The organism is Neorickettsia findlayensis, from assembly GCF_009856525.1.
Lineage (GTDB): Bacteria > Pseudomonadota > Alphaproteobacteria > Rickettsiales > Anaplasmataceae > Neorickettsia > Neorickettsia findlayensis.
The window spans coordinates 108701-134191 of the sequence record NZ_CP047224.1; the positions used below are offsets into that span (position 1 = coordinate 108701).

The following is a 25491-nucleotide window of genomic DNA, read 5'->3' on the forward strand; positions in this document are numbered from 1 at the left end:
CTTCAAGCCAAGTTTGAAGGGGTACTAGTGCTCTTTGCAGTGTTGCAGTGCACTCGAGAGCAAAGCTGAATCTCCAATTACAGTTTTTTTCCTAATGTCTTCCAATAAATCTTGGTGATGTACACGAAAAGACCCTAATAAATTCTTTGCGGCGGCACTTATTCCTGTTACGTCGATATCATCAAAGTAACCTTCGTTTGCAGCGAAAACGAGAACTACTTGTTCTTCTACTGGTAAGGTTTCATGCTGATTTTGTTTTAAGAGCTCAGTAAGCTTTCTGCCTTTTTCTAGCAACGCTTGCGTTGTTTCATCGAGGTCTGCGCCGAATTGTGCGAACGCTTCCATTTCTCTGTACTGAGCTAGCTCTAATTTGATAGATCTGGCAACCTGCTTTATTGCCTTGATCTGCGCAGCTGAACCAACACGGGATACAGAGAGACCAACATTTACAGCTGGTTTCACGCCTTTATTGAATAACTCACTTTCCAGAAAAATCTGTCCATCAGTAATGGAGATTACGTTAGTCGGAATGTACGCAGACACATCTCCAGCTTGTGTTTCTATGATTGGGAGAGCTGTAAGCGAACCTGCACCGTTTTTATCAGACATTTTTGCAGCACGCTCAAGCAACCTTGAATGAATGTAAAACACATCGCCGGGATAGGCTTCGCGACCAGGTGGACGTCTTAAGAGCAATGACATTTGCCTGTACGCAACGGCGTGTTTAGAAAGGTCGTCATATACAATGAGACAATGCATACCGTTGTCACGGAAGTATTCTCCTATAGAACAACCCGCGTACGGAGCTAGGAACTGCGACTGTGCAGAATCAGATGCCCCTGCTAATACAATGGTAGTGTACTCCATGGCACCTTGTTCCTGCAAAGTCTTCATGATTCTTGCGACTGTTGAACACTTTTGACCAATCGCCACGTAAACACAGTATAATTTTTGCTCATCAGGAAGATTCTTATTGATATCTCTCTGATTAATTATGCTGTCTAATGCAATAGTTGTCTTTCCTGTTTGTCTATCTCCAATTATAAGCTCCCTCTGGCCGCGACCAATAGGAATAAGCAAGTCAATTACCTTTATTCCTGTTTGAAGGGGCTCTTTTACGGGCTGACGGTCCAGAATTCCTGGTGCTTTTACCTCGATTGGAGAATACGCATCTGCGAAGATTTGTCCACCACCATCTAGAGGATTACCCAAAGGATCGATAACTCTACCAAGTAACTTTTTTCCTACCGGGATGCGCAAAGGTTCTTTCGTACGTCTAACTGTATCACCCTCTTTTATGTCTTGTGTATTAGTTAAGATCACTATCCCTACGTGATCGTATTCTATGCTTTGTATAAGCCCAATTTCACCATTTGGAAAAACAACCTTTTCGTTAAACTCTGCATTTTCAAGACCGCAAGCTATTACAACACCATCCTTGACCGAGATCACTTCGCCTACTTCTTCGGAAAAAAGCTGCTGATCAAAATCTTCGATTTTTTCCTTTATTATCCTTAAAACTTCGGATGCATTGACGTCTAAACTCATTTTTTCCTTCCTATTGAAATGTCTTGAGAATTGTACTTTGTCCCATACTTTTACACTTTGCTAACCTTCCGGCGATGGAAAGGTCTATCATCATGGAATTTATTTTGATTGTTAGTCCACCTAGAAGCGAGCGGTTCACTTTTTGGGCGATGTTAATCTTTTTCAGATAAGGGAACCTCACAAGCAGTGCACCTGCAACTTTCTTTTTAGCTGTGGCACTTAAGCGACTATATGCTTCCACCCTTGCATCCGCCTCTTTCCTATTTCTTTTCACTATTTCTATGTACTCCAGCAGTACCTTAGTACAAAGAAAACCACGGTGATTTGCAAGCAAGATTCTACACAAATTCCTGAGTTCGCACGGGAGATCCAATCTGTCAAGTACATATACCTTAGTGCTAGTCTTTATCCTTGCGAAAGAAAGAAAGTTGCTTTCACTGAGCAAACTCAAGAATTTATTTACATCACTCTCCAACCTGGGACCACACACTGCGTACAGGGACTGCGCATACCTACCGGCTATATACTGTTGCATTTACTCTACTGCACGACCACACAGGCACATTCTCTTACAGCTTGAGTATTTTTGCAAATCCGACTGTATCTCTTTTTACTTCGCACAAGTTATCTTTGAGGATAAAGTGCATCTAGTACACTGTTGTTGATGTAATAATTGAGTCAAGAGCTTGATCGTGTGCTTCAATTACTAGATCATGGCAGAGTTGTTTGTCATATGCTAATCCAACGTATAGTATATTGTCGCCGTTCGATCTCGAATGACTAATAAATCTATCAAAGAATCCCATACCAAAACCTAATCTATGACGGTCACAATTAAAGGCTACTAAGGGAACAAATACCAATTCAGGTATAATGCTTTCGTCTCCCGCAGGATAACAGATGTTAAGTTTATCGTGTTTCACTAAGATATCACCTTTTTTCCATGTTCTGAAACACATTCCTTGATCACTCAAAATGCATGGGAGGGAAAAGACTTTATCATCCAATTCATCCAGAAGCGGTGTCGGATCAACTTCTCCATCAATTGGCAAATAGAGTCCGATGGTTTTATAGTTCCTGAAGTCCAACGTTTTAAGGAGATTTTCCACTGTGAGCCTGTCAATCAATGCTCTGTTTACAATGCTTTTCCTTATTTTGCGATATTTCTCGCGTAACCCAGCTTTATCTTCAATCATGAATAACGTCTTTTTGAATGAATTGTCACTAATGAACTTTTAAAAATACGTCGAAAGGTAGGCTATGGTTTTTTCCCGGCTAATGAAACAATCGCATATGCTGAGATTCCTTCCTTACGTCCTTCAGGGCCTAATTTTTCGGTTGTTGTTGCTTTTACATTAACCTGGTCTTTTCTAGTACAGAGTAGGTCCGCTACTTTTTGCTGCATCTTGTTTCTGTATTGCTGAATTCTCGGTGTTTCACACACTATTGTGAGATCCGCATTATTTACCATGTATCCAGCTCTTTGAATTAGTGTGACCACGTGCTCTAAAAAGTAAGATGATGACTTTCCACTCCATTTTTCATCTGTGTCAGGAAAAAGCATACCGATATCATTTGCACCTTCTATACACGCTGCACCGAGTAGTGCATCAACCAATGCGTGCAGTGCAACATCACCGTCCGAGTGTGCAATGACGATGTACTCGCAGGGCACGGACACTCCGCATAGGACAACGTGCGTATCGCTGGTCTTTAGAGGTTTCTCTATTTTGTGGACATCATACCCGAATCCAATACGGTACATAGCAAGGCTGAATGGTGTATCAGGAGTGATAGATTCCTAACACGAATTCTTAGAAAAAGAAAATGTTTCCTTTCTTTCTATTCCCAATACCACCTGGTCTATTTGGCATCTGAAATCCATTGTTTCGTGCTTGGTGTGCGTTCAAGTGAGCATTTCAAAATAGGTAGTCTTTATAACTCAAAGAAGTGCCACAGTTGTGGAATGGTAAGTCAAAGGGTATTATGTGTGGGATCGTTCCTCGTTTTGCCGCTATGGCTCAGTGGTAGCGCGCTTCATTGGTAATGAAGAGGTCTCAAGTTCGATTCTTGATAGCGGCACCGCCTTTTCCAAATGTTTATTATAAAACTGGAGCTTGAGCTTGCATGTAATTATTTGATCTCCAAGAGCTTCAGGGGACTTGTAACGTTTCTTTCTCTTGTTGGCGTAACAATTGGAGTTGCTTCGTTAATAGTTGTCACGTCTGTCATGGACGGTTTCAAGGCAGAGCTTATTTCAAATATTGTGGGCATAAGTGGTCACGTGAACATTTGGTTTCAGAAGGGCGGAAATGAAGATGTGATGCGTCTACGCTCACTCGTGACTGAAATGCCACATATTGTGAGGGTAGTTCCGGCTCTTGAGGCAAGAGCTATCATTTCAAATGAGCTGACAAACGTAGGTGTCCTTGTTAGAGGAATGGAGCTAAACGATTTTGCTAGGGAATCACTTGTTACGGAGAAAATTATCCAAGGGAAGGTTGCAGATTTCGAAGATGGTATCGTAATTGGTGCGAGGATGGCAGAAGAGCTAGGAGTAAGTGTAGGTGATAAGGTGAAGTTTTTATCTGCATCATATACCAATACGATGCTTGGTCTAATACCCAGGATAAAACATCTGAAAATAGCAGCCATCTTTGCTCTTGGGCTTGTTGAATACGACAGTGCGTTTGCATACATGCCGTTTAACGTGGCATCAGCTCTTTTCCGTTCTGAAATGAACACGGCAAGTATCTACCTGGACGATCCCTATTTTGCTTCTGATATATCAGAGCTCATAAAACAAAAGTTTCCGGATTTGCATGTAACTAACTGGCAAGATGTTGGTAACCCTTACTTCCGTGCCCTGAAGGTTGAAAAAGCAGTGATGTCGATCGTTTTATTGATGATTGTGCTTGTGGCAGCATTCAATATCGTCTCTGGGTTATTCATGTTAGTGGATGAGAAGAAACAATCCGTCGCTATTCTGCGTACCATGGGCATGACAGAAACAAGCATTGTTAGGATCTTTATTTTCTGTGGCTCCATAATAGGAGTAGTTGGCACTGGTCTGGGGGTGATGTTTGGTCTGTTGATAGCCGTGAATATTAACAGGTTGAGGCTTTTTATAGAGTGGCTTACTGGAGAGACTATTTTTGATCCGTCCGTGTATTTTGTCGATAAAATACCAGTTTTGCTCGACCCTGAAAGTATAGGATTGATAGCTCTATCGACAATTTTAATAACATTCTTTGCGACCATTCCGCCAGCTTACAAAGCATCGAAACAGAGTCCTGGGGCTATTTTGCGCTGAGGTTTACCTTAGATGATTTTCCAGTAAGATCATTGTGCAATTTGCTTCGTGCGAATAATTTCTACCTCTGTTTCTAATGTGTATGGGTGGTGCTTCTAGTAATACTAAATTCTACTCAGGATGAGGTGCGGGACGATTCCAGAATTCATGCTATTTCTAATACACCTTAGGATTACGCTGGTTGTGTAATACCTCTGTCTTCTCGAGATGTCGCGAATAGACCTCAGCTGATAGGAATTTTTTCCAAAAAGGGCTGAATTATACTCGCTGGCTCGACGTAGAAGGTCATACTCTTGTCTGTGAATGGATGCTTAAATTGAAGAGAATAAGCCCATAAAGCGTGGTGTTCAGCACAAAGATCGGCATCTCTATTGAGTCCATACAGCTTATCTCCAACAACAGGGCAACCTATGGATTTCATATGCAACCTGATTTGATGTGTCCTTCCGCTCCCTAATCTGCAATGAACAAGAGTATATTTTCTGTCAACCGTACGCGCAAGGACATTGTAGTAAGTCAAAGCGGGTTTTCCGCTACACTTTCCTATCATCATTTTTCTTGGTCCCCTTTTTATTGGTTTTTTTATCTCTCCGCACAAAGGTACTGGAATTGAATGGACAAGTGCAAGATATTCACGCCGAATGACTCCTTCTTTTATCATCTCGCAAAGGCGTACATGTGCATGGTTAGTTTTTGCTACAATAAGGAAACCAGCGGTGTCCTTGTCTAGTCGATGTACTATTCCTGGGCGTGAGGAATCAAGATTGCTGAGTTGTGTTATGGGGTAGTGGTGCTCGAGGACGTTGACAAGTGTTTGCTCTCTGTTGCCTATTCCCGGGTGCACCACAAGACCAGCAGGTTTATAAACCACGAGCAAAGAATCATCTTCATATCTTATATCTAGAGGTCGTACAAACGCGCGTCTAGGTTTTTGTTCCAGAGGTAGGTCCAGCAAGCGATATTCCTCACCTACTAAAACGCGCCTAGATGGTTCCACCTGAATCTTTCCATTCGCTTCAACCCTACCACCTTTTATGCAGTGCTTAATGAAGGTCCGAGAAAACAATTGCAAACAGCGATGTAAGAAAACGTCTAAACGACTTCCTGCATCACATTCACCTACAATACATCTGTACAAAGCGCTGCACCTTCGTGGGTTGTATTTCCCACGAAGGCTAACCTAAAAGAAGAACGCTAACAAGATAAGCAATGCCAAATAGTTTAAAGATTGACACTACATTTGGAGATGTGCTTCCCTTTCCATGGTAGCAGACGGTACAACAAGAGAAGAAGGAGTACTGACAACCTCTTCTGCAGCTTCAAGATCCGAATGCGATTCTACATTCACTGCTTGAGTACTTTCCACGTTAGGAGTGCTGACAACCTCTTCTGCAGCTTCAAGATCCGAATGCGATTCTACATTCACTGCTTGAGTACTTTCCACGTTAGGAGCATCGACATCTGCTCCAGGTAATTTTTTCATGAATGGTTTCTCAGTCGAACGTCGTCCATGGAGGGCAACGGTTATAACTAGTGACAGTAATGTCATGGAGCACAACGTGACCAGAGCAATGCTTTGCGCAAGTTCCTTTAGAGATTCTCTTCTAGCAACTTGTTGGTACAAACGCACCGCACAGAATGAAAGAGCTGCCAGTGCAGCTGCTGACGATAGAACAAACGCAGAAAGCACCAACGAAGATAACACTTTCTTTTTGCTCTTCGGATTTGAATCATACAAACTCTCCGGATTTGAACCATACAAAAGGGCGCGACTTGCCATTGTATTATACCTCTCAATATAGACCACGCCCTCTCACCATGCACAACAGTAACGGGAAGTTAGTGTGAAGGGACAGAGCGGGGAACAAAAACACAAACTTGAATGACGACGCAATAACACACAAAATATTCATACGTCATCAGAGATATCTTAGCGATACTCTAACAAATATTCAAGATTATATAAATTCATGTATAACCTTACATTCTAGCAATATATTGATCAATTAATGTGTTTATTGCTTACCAAAAGGTGTTTATCCGATTTTTTTTGAGGAGAGTGGATGTTTGCTTTCGATTTCCTTGTGGAGCGTGTTTTGCGAAATGTGGGTATAAATCTGAGTGGTTGTAATCTGCGCATGTCCTAGTAAATCTTGCACGACCTTGATGTCCATTCCACTATCTAGTAGATGTGTTGCAAACGAGTGGCGAAGAACATGTGGAGAAATTCGTTTAGGATCAAGGTTGCACTTTAATGCAAGCTCCTTCAACAACTGTCCCAGCCTTTGCCTTGAAATCGGTCTGTCTTTTCTTCCTGCACCTGGAAAAAGCCAAGGGGAATTACTTTGGTAGGAAGTTAGATATAGCTTGAGCACCTGTATCGCTTTCTTAGAGAAGGGCAATATCCTTTCTCTTCTACCCTTGCCCGTGATGATGATATGTTGTTGCCCATTGAGAAGTGGGCGTATGTCGGAAATTTTCAGATTTATAAGCTCGGAAACCCTCATACCAGAGGAATATAAGATTTCTAGGATTGTGTACAATCGTAGGGTAGTAGGCTGTCCGCTTTCTAAGAAAGTAAGTAGTGAGAAAACTTCTTCTTTGGTTAGGTACCTAGGAAGTACCAACGTTTTTTTGGGAAGCTCCAGAGTTTGGGCTGGATTGCTACTGGAGACTTTTTCGGAGTATAAAAATGAGAAAAATTGCCTGAAAGTCGCTATTTTTCTTCGTATCGTTGCATTAGAGAGTTGCTGAGTTCGCAGGTTGGCGATATATCCATACAAATCCTCTTTCGATGCATTTTGTAGGCCCTTTTTCTTGAAAAAAGCACTTAACAGCCTAAGGTCGGTCCGGTAGCTGCTGATCGTGTTAAATGTGGCATTTCTCTCGACCAGGATCTTTTCAAGAAACTGTTCAACATATTTGCAATCACTTGCTTGCATATATCAGTCCTGCAGTGAGTTATATAGTCAGTTTGCCGCACTTTTTCTGCGAAAAGTTCCGCGATAGCACGGCATCTACCGAAGAACATTTCAAATGCCTGTTCAGTAATAACAGCCTTACTTTGAGAAAAGGTTACTTTGTGAGTTCCAATTCGTGAGCTTTTTTCCGACGCTATGATTTCATTGAATCCAAACTTGGTTGAGGGATTATGCTCCTAGAACTCCATACCTCATGCCCAGTCGAAAAACAATTAGTATGGTTCCCACTATAAGTCTCATAGCTGCTAATTATTGCAATATCAGTACTGAAAAAAGCACCCCTTCATTTTCATTTGTAGACAGTCCAGACGTCGCAGAGTTGATTTCCTTGAGATAAATTTTTACAATCCCAGGGTTGAAGTAGGTTTTATGAATGAGTCTCGATAAGATACTGTCAGCATATTCTCATAACTCTCCTGGTTCTAGAACAAACCTTGCACGGATATTGGAGTACGGTCGTCTTGGTGGTACAGGAAAGCTATTGATTTTACCTGTGGATCAAGGATTTGAACACGGTCCAGACGAGAGTTTTTACAATAATCCCTTGGCTTATGATCCTGAATATCATATTAAATTAGCAGTCGATGCTGGCTTGAGCGCGTATGCTGCTCCATTCTCGATGCTGCAGGATGTGGCACATAAGTATCCCAACCATGTGCCGTTAATTTTGAAGCTCAATACTGCTAGTAAGCTCTTTCCAAAGAGTTGTTCGCCTAACCAGGCTTTCATCAGTACGCCGGAAGACGCTATCAGGTTAGGTTGTGTTGGCGTGGGGTTGACTATTTATCCTGGCTCTGAGAGTTATTGTTCAATGCTTACTGAGGCTGCAAAAGTTGTAGCACAGGCTAAGGCGTTTGGTCTTGTTGTTGTAGTATGGTCCTATCCACGTGGTGGTGAGCTTTCTGCTAAGGACGAAACCGCATTGGATGTTGTTTCGTATGCAGCGCACATGGCATGCCTTCTTGGTGCTGACATTGTTAAGGTGAAATTACCTACTTCTAATCTTGCCAATAAGAAGAGTCATCTTTCCTCAGTGGAGGAGCTTTCGGAAAGAGTGAAGGTAATAGTGAGGTCCTGCTTTACCGGTAAGAGGTTAGTGCTTTTTTCTGGTGGGCAAAGTAAGGAGTTGCCTGCGCTTTATGAAGAGGTTAGAGCAATCAAGAAGGGTGGTGGCAACGGGTCCATAATAGGTAGGAATGCATTTCAGAGATCTTATAGAGAATCTCTTGCAATGCTTTCAGAAATTATCTCGTTGTATAAGCAGTGAAACTTGTGGCGTGCTTATAGTTGGTTCATTATGGCCTTTTTCCATGTTGGTTCCCTTAGAGTTCGTGCCAATGATCTGTTTGTATTGCGCGTTTTAAATTTTGAAAAGTGTGTTGCGTTGCCTTTTAATATGATTAGGTGGGTTAGCACGAGTGTTCTCGCCGATGGCTTTTTGTACAGTGTCGCTATATTTTTCCATTTAGAGGCCAGAGCAGAGACATAACCATATATGCTAGCTGTATAATGTGCTTGATCAGTTTCTGGGGGAGGAAGGAAATGATATGCCAGAAAGGTGTGCGGATCTAATGATGTTTTTGAGTTGCGTAATCCAGCTTATCCCGCTTATTGTACCTATTGTGTACTCTGCGTAGTACCAAAATCAATGACCGCGTGTACTATTTGATAGTCAGTAAGCTCTGCCGCTGGTCCTCTGCCCGGAGGTCTCTGTGATGCCAACTGTATCACAGGGTTTTCAGGAACAGTGGGAAATGGTGTGCCAGGTTGTGCATGGTCAGGAGGGGTTTTTTCTTGTGTTTGTCTATCTTTAACTGCCTGTAGTCCACTTGTAATTGCATCATCAACAATCTGATCCACGAGTCCTAGCAGTTTTACTGATCCGCATAGAGAAAGATTGTGTATTTCTGTGTTTTCCGGTACATAAACAGGCTGGTCGGAAACAATACCTGTAAGGTCTAGACTTTTCGGTGTTTCTCTTCCTCCTTGCAATCCGGCGCACCTAGCAATTTCACTTGCGGTACAGCACAGGAAAAAAAGAAATGTGAACAATACAGCTAAGATGTTCAATACCAACAGTATCTTTCCGTTAGGAAAAGTTTTCGTGCTGCACAGCAACGTCAGGTTCACTATTAAGGCAGCAAAGACCAACAGTAATACAGAAAGCGCAAAAATGCATAAGATTCTTCGCTTGGAAAATGTGCAAGCTATAGGCATAGCACCACTAGACTGCTGTTTAGAAATGCTACTTTCCTGGATTAATGTGCGCGCGTCTCCATTATAAATTTCAGACCAAGAGTGCATTGTTTTTTATTACAAGTTTTAAATTTTGCAGAGAAGCACAACCCAAACACTGCAACACAGGACATGGGCCAAGTGCTTAAGTTTATTGATTCTACTATCGAGAAAGCAGTGCCAAGTCTTTTTCAATCAATATAAGTAGGTGTTACCAATACTACTATCATATTACAAAATATCAGCGGTACTCCTTAAACTTGCTATGAACCATCACTAGTATCTGGGTAATTTCTACAAAGTGTAAATCTATTTACTATATTTATTAACTTTATTTACCATATATACCGATGCTGTTCAACCTTCCTGTAAAAGTTATTCGTTGTGTTGCACTCTTTTATTCTCAGAAGAGTAAATATTTGCTGAGTTTTTTATCGATCAGGGTTGGTGTGATTAATTAAGAATATAACCTCAGTGGAATTGAAGCGAAGCAGTAATTAAATTCCTGTGATGGCGGGTTTATTTGCTGGATGCTTTTCCTGTTTTGTTTGTTACAAGCCTTTTGGCTCACACGTGTTATGCATCGTGCTTTGTCCTATAAAAATCTGAATATCGGAGTCATTCGAAAAGCAATATAAACCAAACTATATGCAGGCCGCATCCGTGCAGTTTTTCTTTTGTGTTATTGCAAGTAAGTGGGATTCATCGGTGATTTTTTACCGTTGGCATTTTATTTTAGGTGAGGTATGTCTGATGCTCTCAGGCAGGATCCTCTCAAGGTAAAAGCATTTTCTACTCACGATATTGTCGAAATCGATGGATTAGCGCTGACTAACTCTGTAGAAATACAGCACTTTGAAGCATCAAAGACCGAGTTTTCGTTCTGTTTTTATCAATAAAAGGATAGATGTAGGTGTTTCTTGAGTTCCCATTTTTCCCGTATAGGAAGAGTTGTTGGAAAATGCGTGAATCTATTCGAGGTGGATAGTCTTATCGTATTGTTGTAAAATGAGTGGGTATTGAGGCTGGATGGCAGATTGGTTATGCGGAGGACTGCAAATCCTTTTAGGTCGGTTCGATTCCGGCTCCGGCCTTTCTTGTTGTGTTTACTACTTCCATAGTTGTTCTTTGGTGGGCATGTTTGTTTGTAGCTTCTTTTGAGTTTTTGGTATGAAGTTCGTTTTCCCGACGGTCTTGCTCGGACTGCTACTTCTGGTGCTGACGTTCAAGTTCATAGGGAGCAATGTTCATTCTGAAGATGAAAAAGTGGGTGCAGAGGTGCGTTCATTGCGCACTATAGTTGTCGAACCGGTATTGCGTGCGATTGTTGTAAGTGGTTATGGAAGTGTTGATGCCGCACAGCGTCACTTTTTGTATTCGCAGGTGCCCGGGGAGGTCATAGAAAAGCTCGCCAGGGACGGGCAGATCTTGGAAGAGGGTGATACGTTGCTCCGCCTTAATAGTGATGTATGTGAAGCTCAGTTGCAAAGTTTGAAAGCTCTGCTAGAAGAAAGAAAAATGGAGTACCAAGCTGCTAAAGAGCTTAATGAGAATGGGTACTTATCCCAAGTAAAACTTTCAGCTGCGCTGGTTGGTCTTAAAAAGGCTGAAGCAGATTTGAAAGCCTTAGAAAGGCAAATGAAAAAACATACAATTAAGGCCCCAGTTTCAGGCATAATTGGGAAGATAAATGTTACCGTTGGGGATGTTGTATCACCAGGAGTAACACTCATAGCGGAATTGATCCCGTTCGGGGACTACATTGTGCGAATGAACGTCTCAGAGGTAGATATTTTGAATTTGAAAGAAGGTCTGGAAGCTGAAGTTATTCTTCCCGAAGTTGGTACTATAAAGGGAAGAACAAGGTTTGTTTCACTTGTTCCAAATGATCCTACAGGGACGTTTCTTGTTGAAGTTGGGGTTGAACGGAAAGAATTGGGCGAAAACCGTGTACCAGTGGGGATGGTGGTCGATACAAGGATAGTTGTGGACAAAAGATTCCTCTATAAAGTACCTGGTAGTGCGCTCTTACTAGAGAAAGATGGGAAGATTGCCATAGAGATTCTAAAAGATGGTTTGCTTCAGCCTATCAGGGTAGAGATAGTGGAAGAAGAAGGTGAGAATTTTTGGATACAGCAGAACGCAGCTGGGGGACAGATAGAGGTCGTTGTTGCTGGTGGGAGGCTTTCCAGACGCCAGGAACTTAAAGCGAACTAAGCTGGGTTTCTTTTTCTTCATTTTTTGGTTACTAATTTTGCTAGTGGTGGCAGGGCACGGTTTTCTTGTGTTGGATGTTTTTTTTACTTTCCAGGGTTATTTTCTGCAGTTTTTTGTCATACCGATGCTCATTTGTGTGGGTTTCTGGGTCTCTTGCAAAATGGGGTGGATACATATTCTCAAGCTACCGGTTGCTTTGAAATGTCTCTTTGTTCCCGCTAAGGGTTGCAGAAAAAACATTTCCTCTTTTTCGGCTTTTTCAGCTATATTGGGTGGAAATCTTGGAGTTGGTAATCTTTCTGGTACCGCGATTGCGCTTGCCACTGGGGGTCCCGGCTCGATTGTATGGATGATTCTGATCATTCTTTTCACTGCTTCGATCAAGTATGTCACTTGTTACTTAAGTCTGGTTTACAGGACAAAGAGGGGTACACGCTTTATTGGTGGTCCTATGTATTTTCTTCGAGATGGGCTTAAATCTAAAGTTTTGCCGCTCTTGTTTTGTATAGGATTGATTTGTACAGCGACCATTGGCGGTGGCTTAGTGCAAGTGAACTCTCTTGCTTTGCCGATGGATTATCTCCACATACCGAGGATCTATGGGGGTTTAATTTTCACAGTCCTAGTTGCGCTTGTGACTTTTGGTAGGCTTCGTGTCTTTACTCAGGTAGTTTCGTTTGTAGTGCCATTTATGGCCATCGGATATCTGGCTGTCTCACTTTACATACTTGTTTTGCATGCGGATAGAATCCCAAATGCACTTTCACTTATGTTAACGTCGATGTGGAGCAGAACAGACATACAAGGTGGGATTGTTGGATTTGCGTGGACGCAGTTTTTGACTACAATGCAGATGGGTATTTCCAGGGGAATATTTGCTTCTGACATCGGGTTTGGGCTAGAGGGTATACTTCATGCAAACGTGAAACAGGAAGAAGGTCATAAGTTGCCATTGGAGATAGAACAAGGTCTTATAGGTGTGATTTCACCGTTTATTGTGTTGCTGGTCTGTTTTGTTACAGCCTTGGTGCTTATGGTAACAGGTGTTGCATGGGGTCCTTTTGAAAGTACCAATATGTGCTTTGAGGCCTTCAAGGTTGGTGCTGAAAGTGATGTTGTGGGATACTCACTTATCGTTGTGTTATTCTGTTTTGCTTTTACAACAGTATTGACATGGTCTTTTTGTGCACAGTGCGCGCTTGAATATCTCACGAATTATAGTACCAAAGTACTCAAATTGTGGAAAATTTTTTTCGTTCTCGTATTGCCATTTGGTGCGCTATCGGAGGTGTACTTTCTATGGAGGGTAGTTGACTTTACTTCTGCGATTATGCTCGTGACGAATTTAATAGGGATGGTGTTTCTCGCAGGAGGTGTCGTGCACGAAACCAATAATAGTGTTTGAGAATTGTGAGTTTACTAGATTAGATGTCTTTGCTATTCTGAGAGCGACTTCTCTTCTTGTTTTTGGATGAAAAAATGGAACCTGCCAGCTGGTAGTGACAGAAAGGTTGCCTTCATTGATGCTAGAATCGTTGATCCAGAAAGCGGATTAGAAATCCTTGGGGATCTCGTTGTTCATGAAGGACGAATCGGTGATTTTGGGGAATCTCTCCTTAGTGATGTTGAACTTAAGTCCTTCGACGAAGTTATAAATTGCGCTGGGCATCTCCTAATACCAGGTATCATAGATATACACGTTCACTTGAGGGATCCAGGACAGTTGCAAAATGAGGATATACATTCTGGTACTAAGTCTGCAGCTGCTGGTGGTGTGACTACAGTTGTTTGTCAACCTAACACTGATCCTCCGATTGATACAGTTGAAACTCTGGCATACATACAAGATAAGGCAAACAAAGTTGGTTTTGTAAACGTCCTATGTTACGCATCGATTACAAGGGGAGGAAGGGATCTCACTGACATGTTTGCCTTGCATAAAGCGGGAGCGGTTGGTTTTACAGATGATGGTCTTCCGGTTATGAACTCGCTTTTCATGAGACAGGCTTTTCTGAATGCTGCTTTTCTGAAGGTACCAGTAGCACAGCATGCAGAGGATCTAAACCTTTCTGATGGTGGCTGCATAAATGAAGGAGTGATGTCTCATAAGTTAAATGTCCCTGGAATCACGCATCTTGCTGAGTCTGTCATGGTAGCTAGAGACATATTGCTTTTGGAGCAACTTAACGCACATTACCACGTATTACATGTTTCAACGAAGAAGACAGTTGAGATAGTCAGAGCGGCAAAAGATAGAGGAATGAAAGTGACCTGTGAAGTAACACCACACCACTTTCTTTTAACCGAAGAGGCTGTAGATGGATATAACACCGCTGCCAAAATGAACCCTCCTCTGCGAACAGAAGAGGATCGTCTTTGTATGATCGGGGCGCTTAAAGACGGTACCATCGATGTTATTGCTTCAGATCATGCACCTCACAATGAGGTTTATAAAGAGCTCCCACTCAAAGAGGCTGCATTTGGGATCGTTGGATTGGAAACAATACTGCCACTATCACTGGAATTATACCACTCTGGAATTTTGGGACTGCATTCCTTGCTTGCAAAACTAACGTGCAATCCTGCAAAGATTATTGGTTCTGAGGCTGGAAGAATAAAGGTGGGAAGTCCTGCGGACCTTGTTTTACTAGATCTTGATTCAGAGGTAAGGATAAATACAAAACAGTTTGCAAGTAAATCTAAGAATTCACCTTTTGGAGGGCGTAAGACCAAGGGTAAAGTTTTACGTACTATTGTTGGTGGGAATACAGTGTATACGGATATATGAGAAAATTCCTATCGATATTGTTTTCTTATGAGGTCTCGATGCTGAGTTGGTTGTTCACGGACTTTTTTAATATTATCTTGCATGGATGCAGTATGAGTGAATGTACAGGAGGAGCTTTTACTGGCATCGCTGTCTAGTAGGTTCTTATTACGAGGGCAGTTTTACGCAAATCTTTTTGGAAATCCTGTGCAGAAAATGGTAGAATTTGCGTGATTTTAAAAAGTAGAAGCTACCAATTTAGATAAACTTTTTAGACAGAGATCTAGGGCCTCTTTTTCACGAAGTGTGGCCTGAATGACATATGGTACAGAAGGGGTGACTTTTCCGTGTGATTTAGAAATCATCTCTTTCGTAGAGTCTATGAAACTTATGTTTTTGCAAATCTCCTTATCGAGTATGATGAGCAAATAGGGGACTTTATCTAGTTCTGTGCAGATAATTAGTATTCCTGTTTTGGGTCTTATTCCTGAGACAGAATTTAACAGTGTTTCTCTTGCTATACCCTGAACCTTCTTAATTACTATTTCTACTGATCCGTGTCTTTCTGTTTGGGCTTCTGCATTTGTGATCAGTGAATAGTACGCGCTAGTGATCTCTTTCTGATGACTCTTTTGCATCGCTCTGAATTTTAATTGATTTTCATTAAGCTGCTGCAGTTGTGCTTGTTTTTCTTCTCGCATGTATTGTAAAGCGGTAATGTGTGTTACTGCTTCTATCCTGCGTACACAGTGAGCTACAGATGATGCTGATAAAATTTTTATTAATCCAATGCTTGAGCTTTTTTTGACATGTGTACCTCCGCACAGCTCCACCGCTTCCCCTATTGAGACAACACGAACCGTATCGTCGTACTTTTCTCCGAACAATCCAATGGCGCCATCTCTTATCGCGTCATCAGTTTTTTTGATTTCCGTTTTTACAGAATGATCATCCCAGATCATAAGATTCACACAGTCTTCTACTTTAGAAAGCTCTTCCTCCGTAATAGATTGGCTGTGACTGAAATCGAAACGTAACCTATTTGGTGCCACAAGCGAGCCACGTTGTGAAACATGCACACCGAGTATTTTTCTCAAAACATGGTGTAATATATGTGTTGCCGAGTGATTTCTGGCTAGGCCGTTTCTGCGATCTATGTCGATCTTGAGGTTTACTTTTTCGCCTTTACTCACCGCTTGACCCCCAATGATTTTGCATTCATGGAGGATAACTCCTTCAGTAGATTTGTAGACTTTTTCTACTTTCAGCGTAGCATTTTCCCCTTCTATTACGCCTTGATCGCTCTCTTGTCCACCTGATTCTGGGTAGAAAATCGTTTGGTTCAGTATAATTGTCAGTTCATTAGACGCATCTTTTTCTGTTACCGCTAAGACGATAGCCGATCCTGCGAATCTTTCATAACCAGTAAATGGTGTCTTTCCATGTTCCAGGAACACTTCTTCGACTTCATTACTTGAAATTCGAGCTGTATCCTGCGTACGGGAAGCCTGAGCAAGGAGTCTTTGCATTTTCATTCTTTCAGTGAAACGTGCTTCGTCGACTGAAATTTTTTTCTCTTTTAAGATATCTATGGTTATGTCCAATGGGAATCCGTGAGTGTCATATAATGTGAACGCTACGTCTCCAGATAAGGTATCGCCCTCCCTCATAGAACTTGAAACCTCCTCGAGTAATTTCATTCCTGACTTCAGTGTATTTCGAAACGATTCCTCTTCTAGTGTTAATGTATTCAAAATGAGATTCTTAGCTCTTGTGAGTTCCTGGTAATAAGCTCCCATGTGTTTCTCGAGTACCCAGAAAAGCTTTGGTAACAACACTGCATCGAAACCGAGTGCATGCGAGTACCGCACTGCTCTGCGTATTATCCTCCTCAGGACATATTCGCGTCCGGTGTTACCGGGTAAAACACCATCTGCTATAAGAAAACTAGCAGAACGCAAATGGTCGGCAATTACTTTATGCGCAGCCTGATTGTCTTTGTTGCCAGTAATCTTTTGTGATTCTTTTACAATGGCTTGGAACAATTTTGTTTGGTAGTTATCATCCGTACCCTCTAAGATTGCTGTCACTCTCTCCAGTCCCATTCCTGTATCTATACACGGACACTCCATGTGCCTCAGTTTCCCGCTTCGTTCTCTTATGTACTGCATGAAAACGAGGTTCCATATCTCGACGTATCTTTCGCCGGGATCCTTGTTATCTTCAGGTATGTCTCCGGCTAAGTGCTCTCCATGGTCGTAAAAGATCTCTGAGCAGGGACCACATGGACCAATATCACCCATCTGCCAGAAATTATCACTTGTGCTAATTCTCTTGATTTTTCTTTTCCCGAAACCAGTTAATTTATCCCAAATCCCGAACGCTTCATCATCTTCGTGGTAGACCGTGATATATAGTTTTTCCTTACTTAATTTCAGTTCTTCGGTAACGAACTTCCAAGCCAACTCTATTGCCCTTTCCTTGAAATAGCAGCCGAAGCTAAAATTTCCCAGCATTTCAAAAAAAGTGTGGTGCCGTTTTGTAAATCCGACGTTTTCCAAGTCATTGTGTTTACCTCCAGCCCTAACGCATTTTTGTGCTGTTACAATGCTCGAGAATGGTGCCTTTCTGACATCTGCAAAATAGTCCTTAAATGGGACCATACCTGCGTTGACGAACATCAGTGAAGGATCTTCTTTTGGTACTAAAGACGCTGAAGGGAGGTTTATGTGTCCGTTTTTGACAAAGAAATCTATAAATCTTTTTCTGAGTCCGTCTATCATGAAGTAGCCCAATGCACAGGACACAAACGTAAATGTTATGTTTCCGGGTCTTGAAAGTAAAGTACAGTCAATTTTCTTGCAAGTTCTTGCGGGCGGGGCTCTTGTAACGTTTAGAATTTGCGTTACTCCTGCACGATATTGAACCTATAGGAGCTGCTTATCAAGTCCACTTTCCCGAAGATAATGTTGCTTGTACAGAGTTCCCATTTTTATTATTAGGAGAAAGGCTTAATTTACAATATTTTGCGACCATCCGTAGCCATGGCTTTTTGTTTGCAGTGCTCAATCAATTACTAGTATATCTGGCGCCTCTTTATGTAGTGTCTGTTCTGATTGTGAGTACCTACTTACTCGTGAATAGTAGCTTTAATACGGAGAAAATAACGTTTGTCTCAATTGCGCTACTCATAGTTTATCAAAGTTTTACTCTCTCAAAACCGTTGGCTTTTTTAGAAAGTCTAATGATTGCACCTATCATCGCCATACTTGGTTTGGCTTTAATGGGAAGATTAGTTGCTTGTACTAGTATTATTAACAGAGCTGCAGGTCTCATAGTAAAAATCAAATATAAGACCTTCATACCAATAATTTTGATACTTGCGTGCTACGTCCTGAGCGCCTTTGTTAACAATACGCCTATTGTGGTGCTTCTTATTTCACTTGTTTCCACATTTAGCAAGCAAGTAGGTATTGCCAATTCCAAAATGATGCTCCCGATCGCTTTTTCTGCATCCCTTGGTGGGATGCTCACAGTTCTTGGAAGCAGTACAAATCTACTTATCTACTCAAAAGCTGAGGAGCTTGGTGTTGAATTAGGGTTCTTTGGATTTTTCTTACCAGCTCTCTTCGTAGGCATTTTTGGGATCATTTATGTAATTTTTCTCACCTTGATACTTCCAATAAGAAGACCTGCAGAAGACGATTTTAGGAGGTTCCTTTTTGTTTTGGATTCGCCTAAGTCAGGGAGATTGATTTTCTCTTCGGTTGGGATACGTGAGATAAAAAATATTTTACATAATCACGCATTTTGCAAGAACCTGGTACTGGACGAGATTGTGGTTACGGAAAAATCTGAATTGATAGGTCGTGACGTGCTGTCCGATGATGTTGCGAGTTACTTTAACGCATCTGCTATTGGCATAGCACGTACTTCAGGAAAAGTAGTTTCTGGGTCTAGGCTAATAGTTGTGCGTAAAGCGGCAAGTCCTCATCATGAGAAGGGGGAAGTGGTTTTCGCGAAAGACAGATCGTACATTCTGAGTCATGCTAATAGCATAAAGGTAATATGTACCTTCGTTGGTATGGTTCTTTTATCTGGAGCTTTGAAAATACCACTTGCTCTTACTGTTTTTTCTGGTCTTGCACTGCTAGTTATTTTAGGTGCCGTCGATGTGAGGGAGATTTTCAGATTTCTCGAAATAAAGCTGTTCCTAATGCTTATTTACTCCCTTATTATAGGGAGATCACTAGAAATGACGGGTTTACTAGAAGATTTTGTTCAGCTTCTCTATCGGTATACTAGCGCGTTATCGGTTATTGGGATAATCTGTGCGCTCTTTACTATAGTGACTTTGTTAAATGAAGTCATGAGTAATAATGCAGTGGGATTAATTTTTACACCTGTTGTGCTAAAACTCAGTTACATGATGGGGGTAGAACCAAAGTATTTATTGTGGACACTTATCTTTGCATCCAATAGTGCTTTTGCCACACCGTTTGGATATCAGGTGAACCTTATCGTTATGGAAGCAGGAAAATACAAATATTCTGATTATTTAAAGTTCGGTTTTCCTCTTAATGTGGTTGTTTTGGTTGGCTACGTTATCTATTTGCACCTTTTTTCTGATCTAGATCTCTTTCATAGCGTCCACTTTGGATGAGCGGCTGGTCAGTGATTGCTTTCCTGGTTGAGATAGCAACTGAGAAGCTTTTGTTTCCAACTGGAAGGTGGTAGTACTCATTGAACAGTGTATGTTTTAGGCGTACAATTTGAGATTGTTCTGCGGTCGTGGTGGAATTGGTAGACACGCAGCGTTGAGGTCGCTGTGGCTAATAAACGGCCTTGGAAGTTCAAGTCTTCTCGACCGCACGTTTCTTTCTTGTTGCCAATAGTGCTTGCGCAATTATCTTCTCTGTTAAGTATCTGTTAGGTGCTTCTGCCTTCGGATTATAAGTTTTCCAAGGTTTCTTTGAGTGCGATTTCCATCACTAGTGGGAACAATGACACTATGATAACGTTCACAAAAAATAGTGCTGTGAAAATCCCTGGACTGTTTATATCCCATTTGAAAAGTGCAAGCGCTGTTATGGTCCCAGGAATCGAAATTGGGGCGGCAAGAATAATGGGTGTGATGCGATCCGAGCGAATACTTAAACTACTGCAAAGTGCACCAGTGAAGGATAGCATTGCTGTTGAGTAGCAAAGGGAACCAGCGAACGAAACTATAGTTTGGATACACATTTTGTCAGTGATTAGAAGGTAAAACAAAGCTGTAGCAAAGAATGTTAATAAAAGCCCTTGTCTAATCCATAATTCTAAGACAGTCTTTGTTATGAAGCTCTTGATGCTTGGAGTAAACGTAACGAGTTGTTCGAGACTCCCAGTAGTCCAATATTGTGAAAAAATTCCGCTCACCGAGACTAAGTGCAGGATGTTTGTGGTCACCCATAACACTAGGCCGTCCATTTGGCAGTTTAAGATTTGTCTATAGAGAAGTAACTGGACAAAGTTGATCAATAAAAATGCTAATAGTACTATTGACGACTTACCACGAAACATATATGGTTCTTTCTTTGGCGGCAAGTATAACATAATAGTTATTTAAGTTTATGATGTTAAGGTTTTGCCGGTGTGGGTCTTTTTTTCTTTTACCCGATGTCTTCTGATGATATAAAAACTGCCGAGTATATGGGAGAAAGGATGCTTGCGTACTTTCGTGAAAAGTTGATCACCCTTAGAAGTGCTTTATTGAATCAAGGGAAGGTTGTGAAAGATGTGCTAAGCAGGTGTGCAAACTCATATGAAGCTGACGACATCATAATGTCTACACAAAAGCGCAACTTGTTGTTAAGCGAGATAGACGATGCAATTGAACGCATAGAGCAAGGCGTGTATGGTTACTGCGAGGAGACAGGTGACGAGATAGGCTTTGGTAGATTAGATCTTGAGCCCACAGCCAGGTACTGTGTTGATGTTCAAGAAAGACTCGATAAGAAAAATCGTTTTCTCAAGTCCTCTGGAAGCGTAAATAATGAAGAAGGATAGTATTTTTGTTTTCTGGTTTTGACAACTGTAGAACATGAGTGCAGAATAGTCCCCATGTCCTTTTATTTGGTCTGGTTTAGTGGATAGCGAAAATCTCAATAAAACTAAGAGGGTTGTCTCTGAAAGTCTGGAGGGAAAGCTTGGCGAGTCCTACCAGGTTCTCGATAAGGGCTTTGTACGTGTTGTCGATTACATGGGGAACGATCAGGCAATTGTTCAAGCCGCGCGGGTTTCATATGGAAAGGGAACAAAAACAGTAAATCAAGATCGTGGTTTAATACACTATTTGATGCGGCATGGCCATACCACGCCATTCGAAATGTGTGAAATCAAATTTCACGTAAAGATGCCCATATTTGTTGCCAGACAGTGGATTAGGCATAGGACGGCTAATGTTAATGAATACTCAGCACGCTACTCAATCGTTGAAGAAGAGTTTTATATTCCTGAGATTGACAAAATTTGTTATCAGTCCACCACCAATTCTCAGGGAAGGGGAGATGAACTTGAGCAGCAACTTGCACAAGAATTTCGTGATTTTCTCACAAAAAGTGATAAGTCTACATATGATGAATACACGCGCTTCATAGAGAAAGGCTTAGCTCGTGAGATTGCGCGTATTGCAATGCCTTTAAACACCTACACGGAAATGTATTGGAAGGTGGATTTGCATAATCTGTTTCACTTTTTGAAATTACGCTCACATCAAAGGGCACAGTACGAGATTCGCAAATACGCCGAGATAATGGAAGAAATCGTGAGTTCATGGGTCCCGATGGCGTACGAAGCCTTTCTAGAATATGAAAAACATGCAAAAACCCTTTCTAGGAGTGCAATTGAGTATGTCCGCGATAATCTAAAAGAGGAACTTTCTTCCGAAAGGGAAAGATATGGAATTGGTGCTCGCGAATTTACTGAAGTAACTGAAATGCTCACTGGAGCGGAAAAGGAATAGAGAGGTTAGGTTTATGAGGCTCTTAAAGGTGGGGTTGTAACCTTTCCGTTCTTGAAGCACGAGTGAAAATCAATTAGATTTAACTGGTTGTAGTGGTCTAGGAAGAAAACATAAGGATGGCATTAGCTAGATATGACAACCCTTGGGGTTCTGATGACGAACCACCTCGGAGAACGAGAGTAACTAATAGAAATGTTTACGATATAGAGGGGATTTTACTTTCTATGCGTGGTAGATTTTTTCGTCGTAGCGGGCCCAGGTTCAGCTGGTGGTTTGTCTTTTTTCTCCTTGGTTTGTTTGGCGTCTTTTGGGTTTTGTCAGGCTTTTATATTGTGAACCCAGAAGAACAAGCAGTGAAGCTTACATTTGGTAAGTATGCTGGGATGGCAGACCCGGGTCTCAGGTATCATTTTCCTTTTCCAATTGGTCATGTAGATAAGGTGAAAGTAGCTGTCATAAATCGTAACGAAATAGGTTATTCTTCGGGCAAAAAGGGGGAAGGTGAGGGCATAATGCTCACAGGTGATGAGAATATTGTCAATGCAAATTTCGAGGTTCAATGGCGGATAAAGGACGCCTATAAATTTCTGTATAAAGTTAGGGATTATGGCTTTGGGTTGAGTGTTAAAGGTGCTGCGGAAAGTGCCATGAGGGATGCGATTGGGCAAAATAAGATATCATTCATTTTAAGAGGTGAAGGCAGGGCAAAAATTGCCTCAGATACGAAAAAACAATTGCAAGAGATCCTTGATGGGTATGATATGGGTGTCGAAGTGCTTTCGATCCAGATGAAGAAAGTTGACCCTCCTGAGAAAGTAATAGACGCTTTCCGCGATGTGCAGAGTGCTCGCGCTGATAAGGAGAGAGAAATCAACCAAGCCTACTCTTATAGGAACGACGCTTTACCTAGAGCTCGTGGGGAAGCTGAAGTTGCTTTACAAGGTGCGCAAGCCTACAAGACAGAAGTGATAAATCGGGCATTGGGTGACACAACAAGGTTCACTGAGGTGTACAACCAGTATAAAATTAACCCCGAGATAACGAAAGTAAGAATGCGAATTGAAATGCTCGAAGATGTTTATAGAAACACCGAGAAAATCATTGCTGATGATAGCGGCATATTCAAGTTCTTTGATTTACAGAAGGGTGGTGTCAAATGAAGGGTGTTTTAGCTGCTATTTTGGGCTTTTTTTTGCTCTTGAATCTTAGCGTCTTTGTGGTCCCCGAGGGACATAGTGCTATAGTCTTGCAGTTTGGTGAGGTGATAACTGAAAGCCCCCTTGAGCCAGGTTTGCATTTTAAGATCCCGTTCATTAATAAAGTCATAGTGATGGATACGAGGATACAAGATCTATCATCTGATTCTAGGGAAGTCATTGCCGCTGATCAAAAGAGATTAATAGTTAGTTACTACGCGAAATATAAGATCATAGATCCTGTGCAATTTTATCGGTCTACTAGAAATATAGCCAATCTTGAAAGTAGGTTAGGTCCAGTGGTTGAGGCAAACATGAGAGAACAGATAGGTCTGGTACCTCTTGTCAGTATTCTTACTGAGGAGAGAGCAGATGTAATGAACAAAATAAAGTTGCATTCAGGAAATGTTGCGTCAGACTTTGGGGTCGCTGTGGTAGATGTGCGTATAAAGAGGACCGACCTTCCAGAAGAAAATAGTGGTGCGATCTTTAAAAGGATGCAAACAGAACGTGAAAAAGAAGCACGTGAAATAAGGGCACAGGGTTACCAGGAAGCGCAGAAAATAATCGCGAATGCTGACAGAGAGAAGAAAGTTATCCTGACTGAAGCATATGCGAAGGCGCAATCGATCAAAGGTGAAGGTGATGCTGAGGCTGCTAAACTATATGCTAAGGCATATGCGGTTGATCAAGATTTCTATAAGTTTTACAGGACGATCATTGCGTACAGGAAGGCTTTTGATCGGGGTAATACAAAGTTTATTATCAACTCGAATGATAAGTTTTTGTCTACATTAAAGGATGTTAGTGATAAAAAATAGGTTTTATAAGATATTTCTCTTAGCGGTGCTTTTGAGTTCTTCTTTTGCTTCTGGGGCTGTGCCAGCTGAGGGGTTTTCCGATGTTGTTTCAAGACTTGCTCCTGCAGTTGTGAATATTTCTAGCGAATACAGGTTGAGGATGGATAACCAGGGTCTGTGTGGTAACCCGGCTATCTTGGAAGAGTTTTCTGAGTTTTGTGAGCGCCTCAAGCCATTTTTTCGTAACAAGAATCCAGGTAAGAAATATGGGACATCTTTAGGTTCTGGTTTTTTGATTTCCGATGATGGGCTTATAGTTACGAACTATCATGTTATTGCGAACGCTGACAAAATCAAGGTTGTTTTGAGTCAGTGTAGTGAGGCGTGCCAACAGTATGAGGCCACAGTGATTGGGTATGACAAAAAGACCGACCTCGCCGCGCTAAAAATTTCTGGAGTAAAGGGCCTGCCATATTTGCGTTTTGGCGACTCATCTAAAATGAGACCCGGGGACTGGGTGATAGCAGTTGGTAATCCTTTTGGTTTGGGGGGTTCTGTCAGTGCTGGAATTGTCTCGGCTATTAGTAGAGAAATCGGTTTATCGCAGAACAGCGATTTTATCCAGACGGATGTTGTGCTTAATTCTGGTAATTCAGGAGGACCCCTTTGTAATGCAGAGGGTGAAGTAATTGGCGTAAATACGGCTGCTGTGTACTCTAATGGTGGAAGTGCAGGAATTGGTTTTGCCGTACCCTCGAATGTTGCCAAACCGGTTATAGAAGCTCTGGCTAAGGGTAAGCAAATCCAGCGTGGGTGGATAGGAATTGTTATACAGGAAATCACAAATGAAACAAAAGATTCACTTGGTGGAGACTTATCCGGTGTCCTGGTGGCGAGTATTGAAAAAGACGGACCTGCATACAAAGCTGGGATGAGGGTTGGTGATGTTATTACGGCGGTAAACGGGGAGAAAATTAGTGGTTCGAGGAAATTAGTAAGGGAAGTTTCTGGGCGCAAGATAGGTGATACAATAGTGCTATCTGTAGTTAGGGATGCTCTTAAAAATAAGGAGACGGTATCTTTGAAAATAAAGATTGAGAAAACACCACAAAGATATACAGACGATGGGGCCTCGCAGTTGGAGGTCATAGGATTGGTGGTCTCTAATCTGACTGATACGATTCGAAATTCATTTGGACTTGGTGCAAGCATTGAAGGTGTAGTTGTCTTGGCTGTCGATCCAGATAAGGAGAGTTTTCTCAAGGCCGGAGATATAATTGTGGGGGTTGGTACCAATAGACAGATTTCGACTGTCCAGGAATTTAAACAGCATATAGACGAAGCGAAGAAAAAAGGGCAAAGGTCCCTCCTGATGCTCATAAATCGTGGGAAGCAAACGGTCTTTGCTGCTGTAAGCTTAGATGACTAGTG

22 protein-coding genes and 3 tRNA genes are annotated in these 25491 nt (G+C 41.7%); 15 read left to right on the top strand and 10 right to left on the bottom strand.

The features are described from left to right. Positions 1-24: 24 nt before the first annotated feature. The 4 genes from atpA to ispF form a co-directional block, all read right to left on the bottom strand. Positions 25-1548: a F0F1 ATP synthase subunit alpha gene (gene atpA, locus GP480_RS00495; protein WP_160094888.1), complete on the bottom strand. Its 1524-nt coding sequence runs from the start codon at positions 1546-1548 to the stop codon at positions 25-27. 10 nt (positions 1549-1558) lie between these two features. Then, entirely contained in the window at positions 1559-2083 is a 525-nt protein-coding gene (gene atpH, locus GP480_RS00500) for an ATP synthase F1 subunit delta (RefSeq protein WP_160094890.1), read from the bottom strand. A gap of 112 nt (positions 2084-2195) precedes the next feature. Next, positions 2196-2744, bottom strand: a complete 549-nt coding sequence (locus GP480_RS00505) for a 5-formyltetrahydrofolate cyclo-ligase (protein ID WP_160094892.1) — start codon at positions 2742-2744, stop codon at positions 2196-2198. A gap of 62 nt (positions 2745-2806) precedes the next feature. After that, positions 2807-3313, bottom strand: a complete 507-nt coding sequence (ispF, locus tag GP480_RS00510; protein ID WP_160094894.1) for a 2-C-methyl-D-erythritol 2,4-cyclodiphosphate synthase — start codon at positions 3311-3313, stop codon at positions 2807-2809. Between the two features lie 245 nt (positions 3314-3558). On the opposite strand from ispF, the gene GP480_RS00515 reads away from it, so the two are divergent. Together GP480_RS00515 and GP480_RS00520 are read left to right on the top strand one after the other, a co-directional pair. Continuing rightward, a tRNA-Thr gene (locus GP480_RS00515) sits at positions 3559-3630 on the top strand. Between the two features lie 13 nt (positions 3631-3643). After that, positions 3644-4861, top strand: a complete 1218-nt coding sequence (locus GP480_RS00520; RefSeq protein ID WP_160094896.1) for a lipoprotein-releasing ABC transporter permease subunit — start codon at positions 3644-3646, stop codon at positions 4859-4861. Positions 4862-5084: 223 nt separating this feature from the next. Here GP480_RS00520 and GP480_RS00525 read toward each other — a convergent pair whose 3' ends face one another. From GP480_RS00525 to GP480_RS00535, 3 genes are all read right to left on the bottom strand, one after another. Beyond that, entirely contained in the window at positions 5085-5999 is a 915-nt protein-coding gene (locus GP480_RS00525; protein ID WP_160094898.1) for an RluA family pseudouridine synthase, read from the bottom strand. A gap of 96 nt (positions 6000-6095) precedes the next feature. Next, positions 6096-6641 (bottom strand): hypothetical protein, encoded by a 546-nt coding sequence (locus GP480_RS00530; protein WP_160094900.1) that lies wholly within the window; start codon positions 6639-6641, stop codon positions 6096-6098. Positions 6642-6897: 256 nt separating this feature from the next. Next, positions 6898-7803, bottom strand: a complete 906-nt coding sequence (locus GP480_RS00535) for a tyrosine recombinase (RefSeq protein WP_160094902.1) — start codon at positions 7801-7803, stop codon at positions 6898-6900. A 412-nt stretch (positions 7804-8215) separates the two neighbouring features. Here GP480_RS00535 and GP480_RS00540 point away from each other — a divergent pair, with 412 nt between their 5' ends. Further along, on the top strand, positions 8216-9109 hold the full coding sequence (locus GP480_RS00540; protein ID WP_160094904.1) for a class I fructose-bisphosphate aldolase: 894 nt from the start codon (positions 8216-8218) through the stop codon (positions 9107-9109). A 350-nt stretch (positions 9110-9459) separates the two neighbouring features. Here the strand turns inward: GP480_RS00540 and GP480_RS00545 are convergent, their stop codons facing one another. Then, entirely contained in the window at positions 9460-10146 is a 687-nt protein-coding gene (locus GP480_RS00545; RefSeq protein ID WP_160094906.1) for a hypothetical protein, read from the bottom strand. 677 nt (positions 10147-10823) lie between these two features. On the opposite strand from GP480_RS00545, the gene GP480_RS00550 reads away from it, so the two are divergent. The 5 genes from GP480_RS00550 to GP480_RS00570 all read left to right on the top strand — a co-directional run bounded on the left by GP480_RS00550 (position 10824) and on the right by GP480_RS00570 (position 15082). Further along, positions 10824-10976, top strand: a complete 153-nt coding sequence (locus GP480_RS00550; RefSeq protein WP_160094908.1) for a hypothetical protein — start codon at positions 10824-10826, stop codon at positions 10974-10976. Positions 10977-11100: 124 nt separating this feature from the next. After that, a tRNA-Cys gene (locus GP480_RS00555) sits at positions 11101-11171 on the top strand. Positions 11172-11247: 76 nt separating this feature from the next. After that, the gene (locus GP480_RS00560; RefSeq protein ID WP_160094910.1) at positions 11248-12294 is read left to right on the top strand and encodes an efflux RND transporter periplasmic adaptor subunit; all 1047 of its coding nucleotides are present in this window, start codon (positions 11248-11250) and stop codon (positions 12292-12294) included. Further along, on the top strand, positions 12254-13699 hold the full coding sequence (locus GP480_RS00565) for an alanine/glycine:cation symporter family protein (protein WP_237111388.1): 1446 nt from the start codon (positions 12254-12256) through the stop codon (positions 13697-13699). Before GP480_RS00560 ends, GP480_RS00565 begins: the two co-directional genes overlap by 41 nt. A 66-nt stretch (positions 13700-13765) precedes the next feature. Next, entirely contained in the window at positions 13766-15082 is a 1317-nt protein-coding gene (locus GP480_RS00570) for a dihydroorotase (protein WP_160094912.1), read from the top strand. Between the two features lie 215 nt (positions 15083-15297). On the opposite strand, the gene alaS is transcribed toward GP480_RS00570, so the two are convergent. Continuing rightward, on the bottom strand, positions 15298-17844 hold the full coding sequence (gene alaS, locus GP480_RS00575; protein ID WP_160094914.1) for an alanine--tRNA ligase: 2547 nt from the start codon (positions 17842-17844) through the stop codon (positions 15298-15300). Positions 17845-18179: 335 nt separating this feature from the next. Between alaS and GP480_RS00580 the strand changes: the two genes are divergently transcribed. Next, positions 18180-19724 carry an SLC13 family permease gene (locus GP480_RS00580; RefSeq protein ID WP_237111365.1) on the top strand — a complete coding sequence of 515 codons (1545 nt, stop codon included), beginning with the start codon at positions 18180-18182 and terminating at the stop codon, positions 19722-19724. Between the two features lie 122 nt (positions 19725-19846). After that, positions 19847-19933 (top strand) — tRNA-Leu (locus GP480_RS00585). Between the two features lie 78 nt (positions 19934-20011). Here GP480_RS00585 and GP480_RS00590 read toward each other — a convergent pair. After that, positions 20012-20656, bottom strand: a complete 645-nt coding sequence (locus GP480_RS00590) for a heme exporter protein CcmB (RefSeq protein WP_336603232.1) — start codon at positions 20654-20656, stop codon at positions 20012-20014. Between the two features lie 63 nt (positions 20657-20719). On the opposite strand from GP480_RS00590, the gene GP480_RS00595 reads away from it, so the two are divergent. From GP480_RS00595 to GP480_RS00615, 5 genes are all read left to right on the top strand, one after another. After that, positions 20720-21109, top strand: a complete 390-nt coding sequence (locus tag GP480_RS00595; protein WP_067978653.1) for a TraR/DksA family transcriptional regulator — start codon at positions 20720-20722, stop codon at positions 21107-21109. Positions 21110-21188: 79 nt separating this feature from the next. Next, positions 21189-22064: an FAD-dependent thymidylate synthase gene (gene thyX / locus GP480_RS00600; protein WP_160094920.1), complete on the top strand. Its 876-nt coding sequence runs from the start codon at positions 21189-21191 to the stop codon at positions 22062-22064. 116 nt (positions 22065-22180) lie between these two features. Beyond that, the gene (hflK, locus tag GP480_RS00605) at positions 22181-23224 is read left to right on the top strand and encodes an FtsH protease activity modulator HflK (protein WP_160094922.1); all 1044 of its coding nucleotides are present in this window, start codon (positions 22181-22183) and stop codon (positions 23222-23224) included. Further along, positions 23221-24081 carry a protease modulator HflC gene (hflC, locus tag GP480_RS00610; protein ID WP_160094924.1) on the top strand — a complete coding sequence of 287 codons (861 nt, stop codon included), beginning with the start codon at positions 23221-23223 and terminating at the stop codon, positions 24079-24081. The genes hflK and hflC overlap by 4 nt, the downstream gene beginning before the upstream one ends. Continuing rightward, the gene (locus tag GP480_RS00615; RefSeq protein ID WP_237111367.1) at positions 24062-25489 is read left to right on the top strand and encodes a Do family serine endopeptidase; all 1428 of its coding nucleotides are present in this window, start codon (positions 24062-24064) and stop codon (positions 25487-25489) included. The genes hflC and GP480_RS00615 overlap by 20 nt, the downstream gene beginning before the upstream one ends. Positions 25490-25491 lie beyond the last annotated feature (2 nt).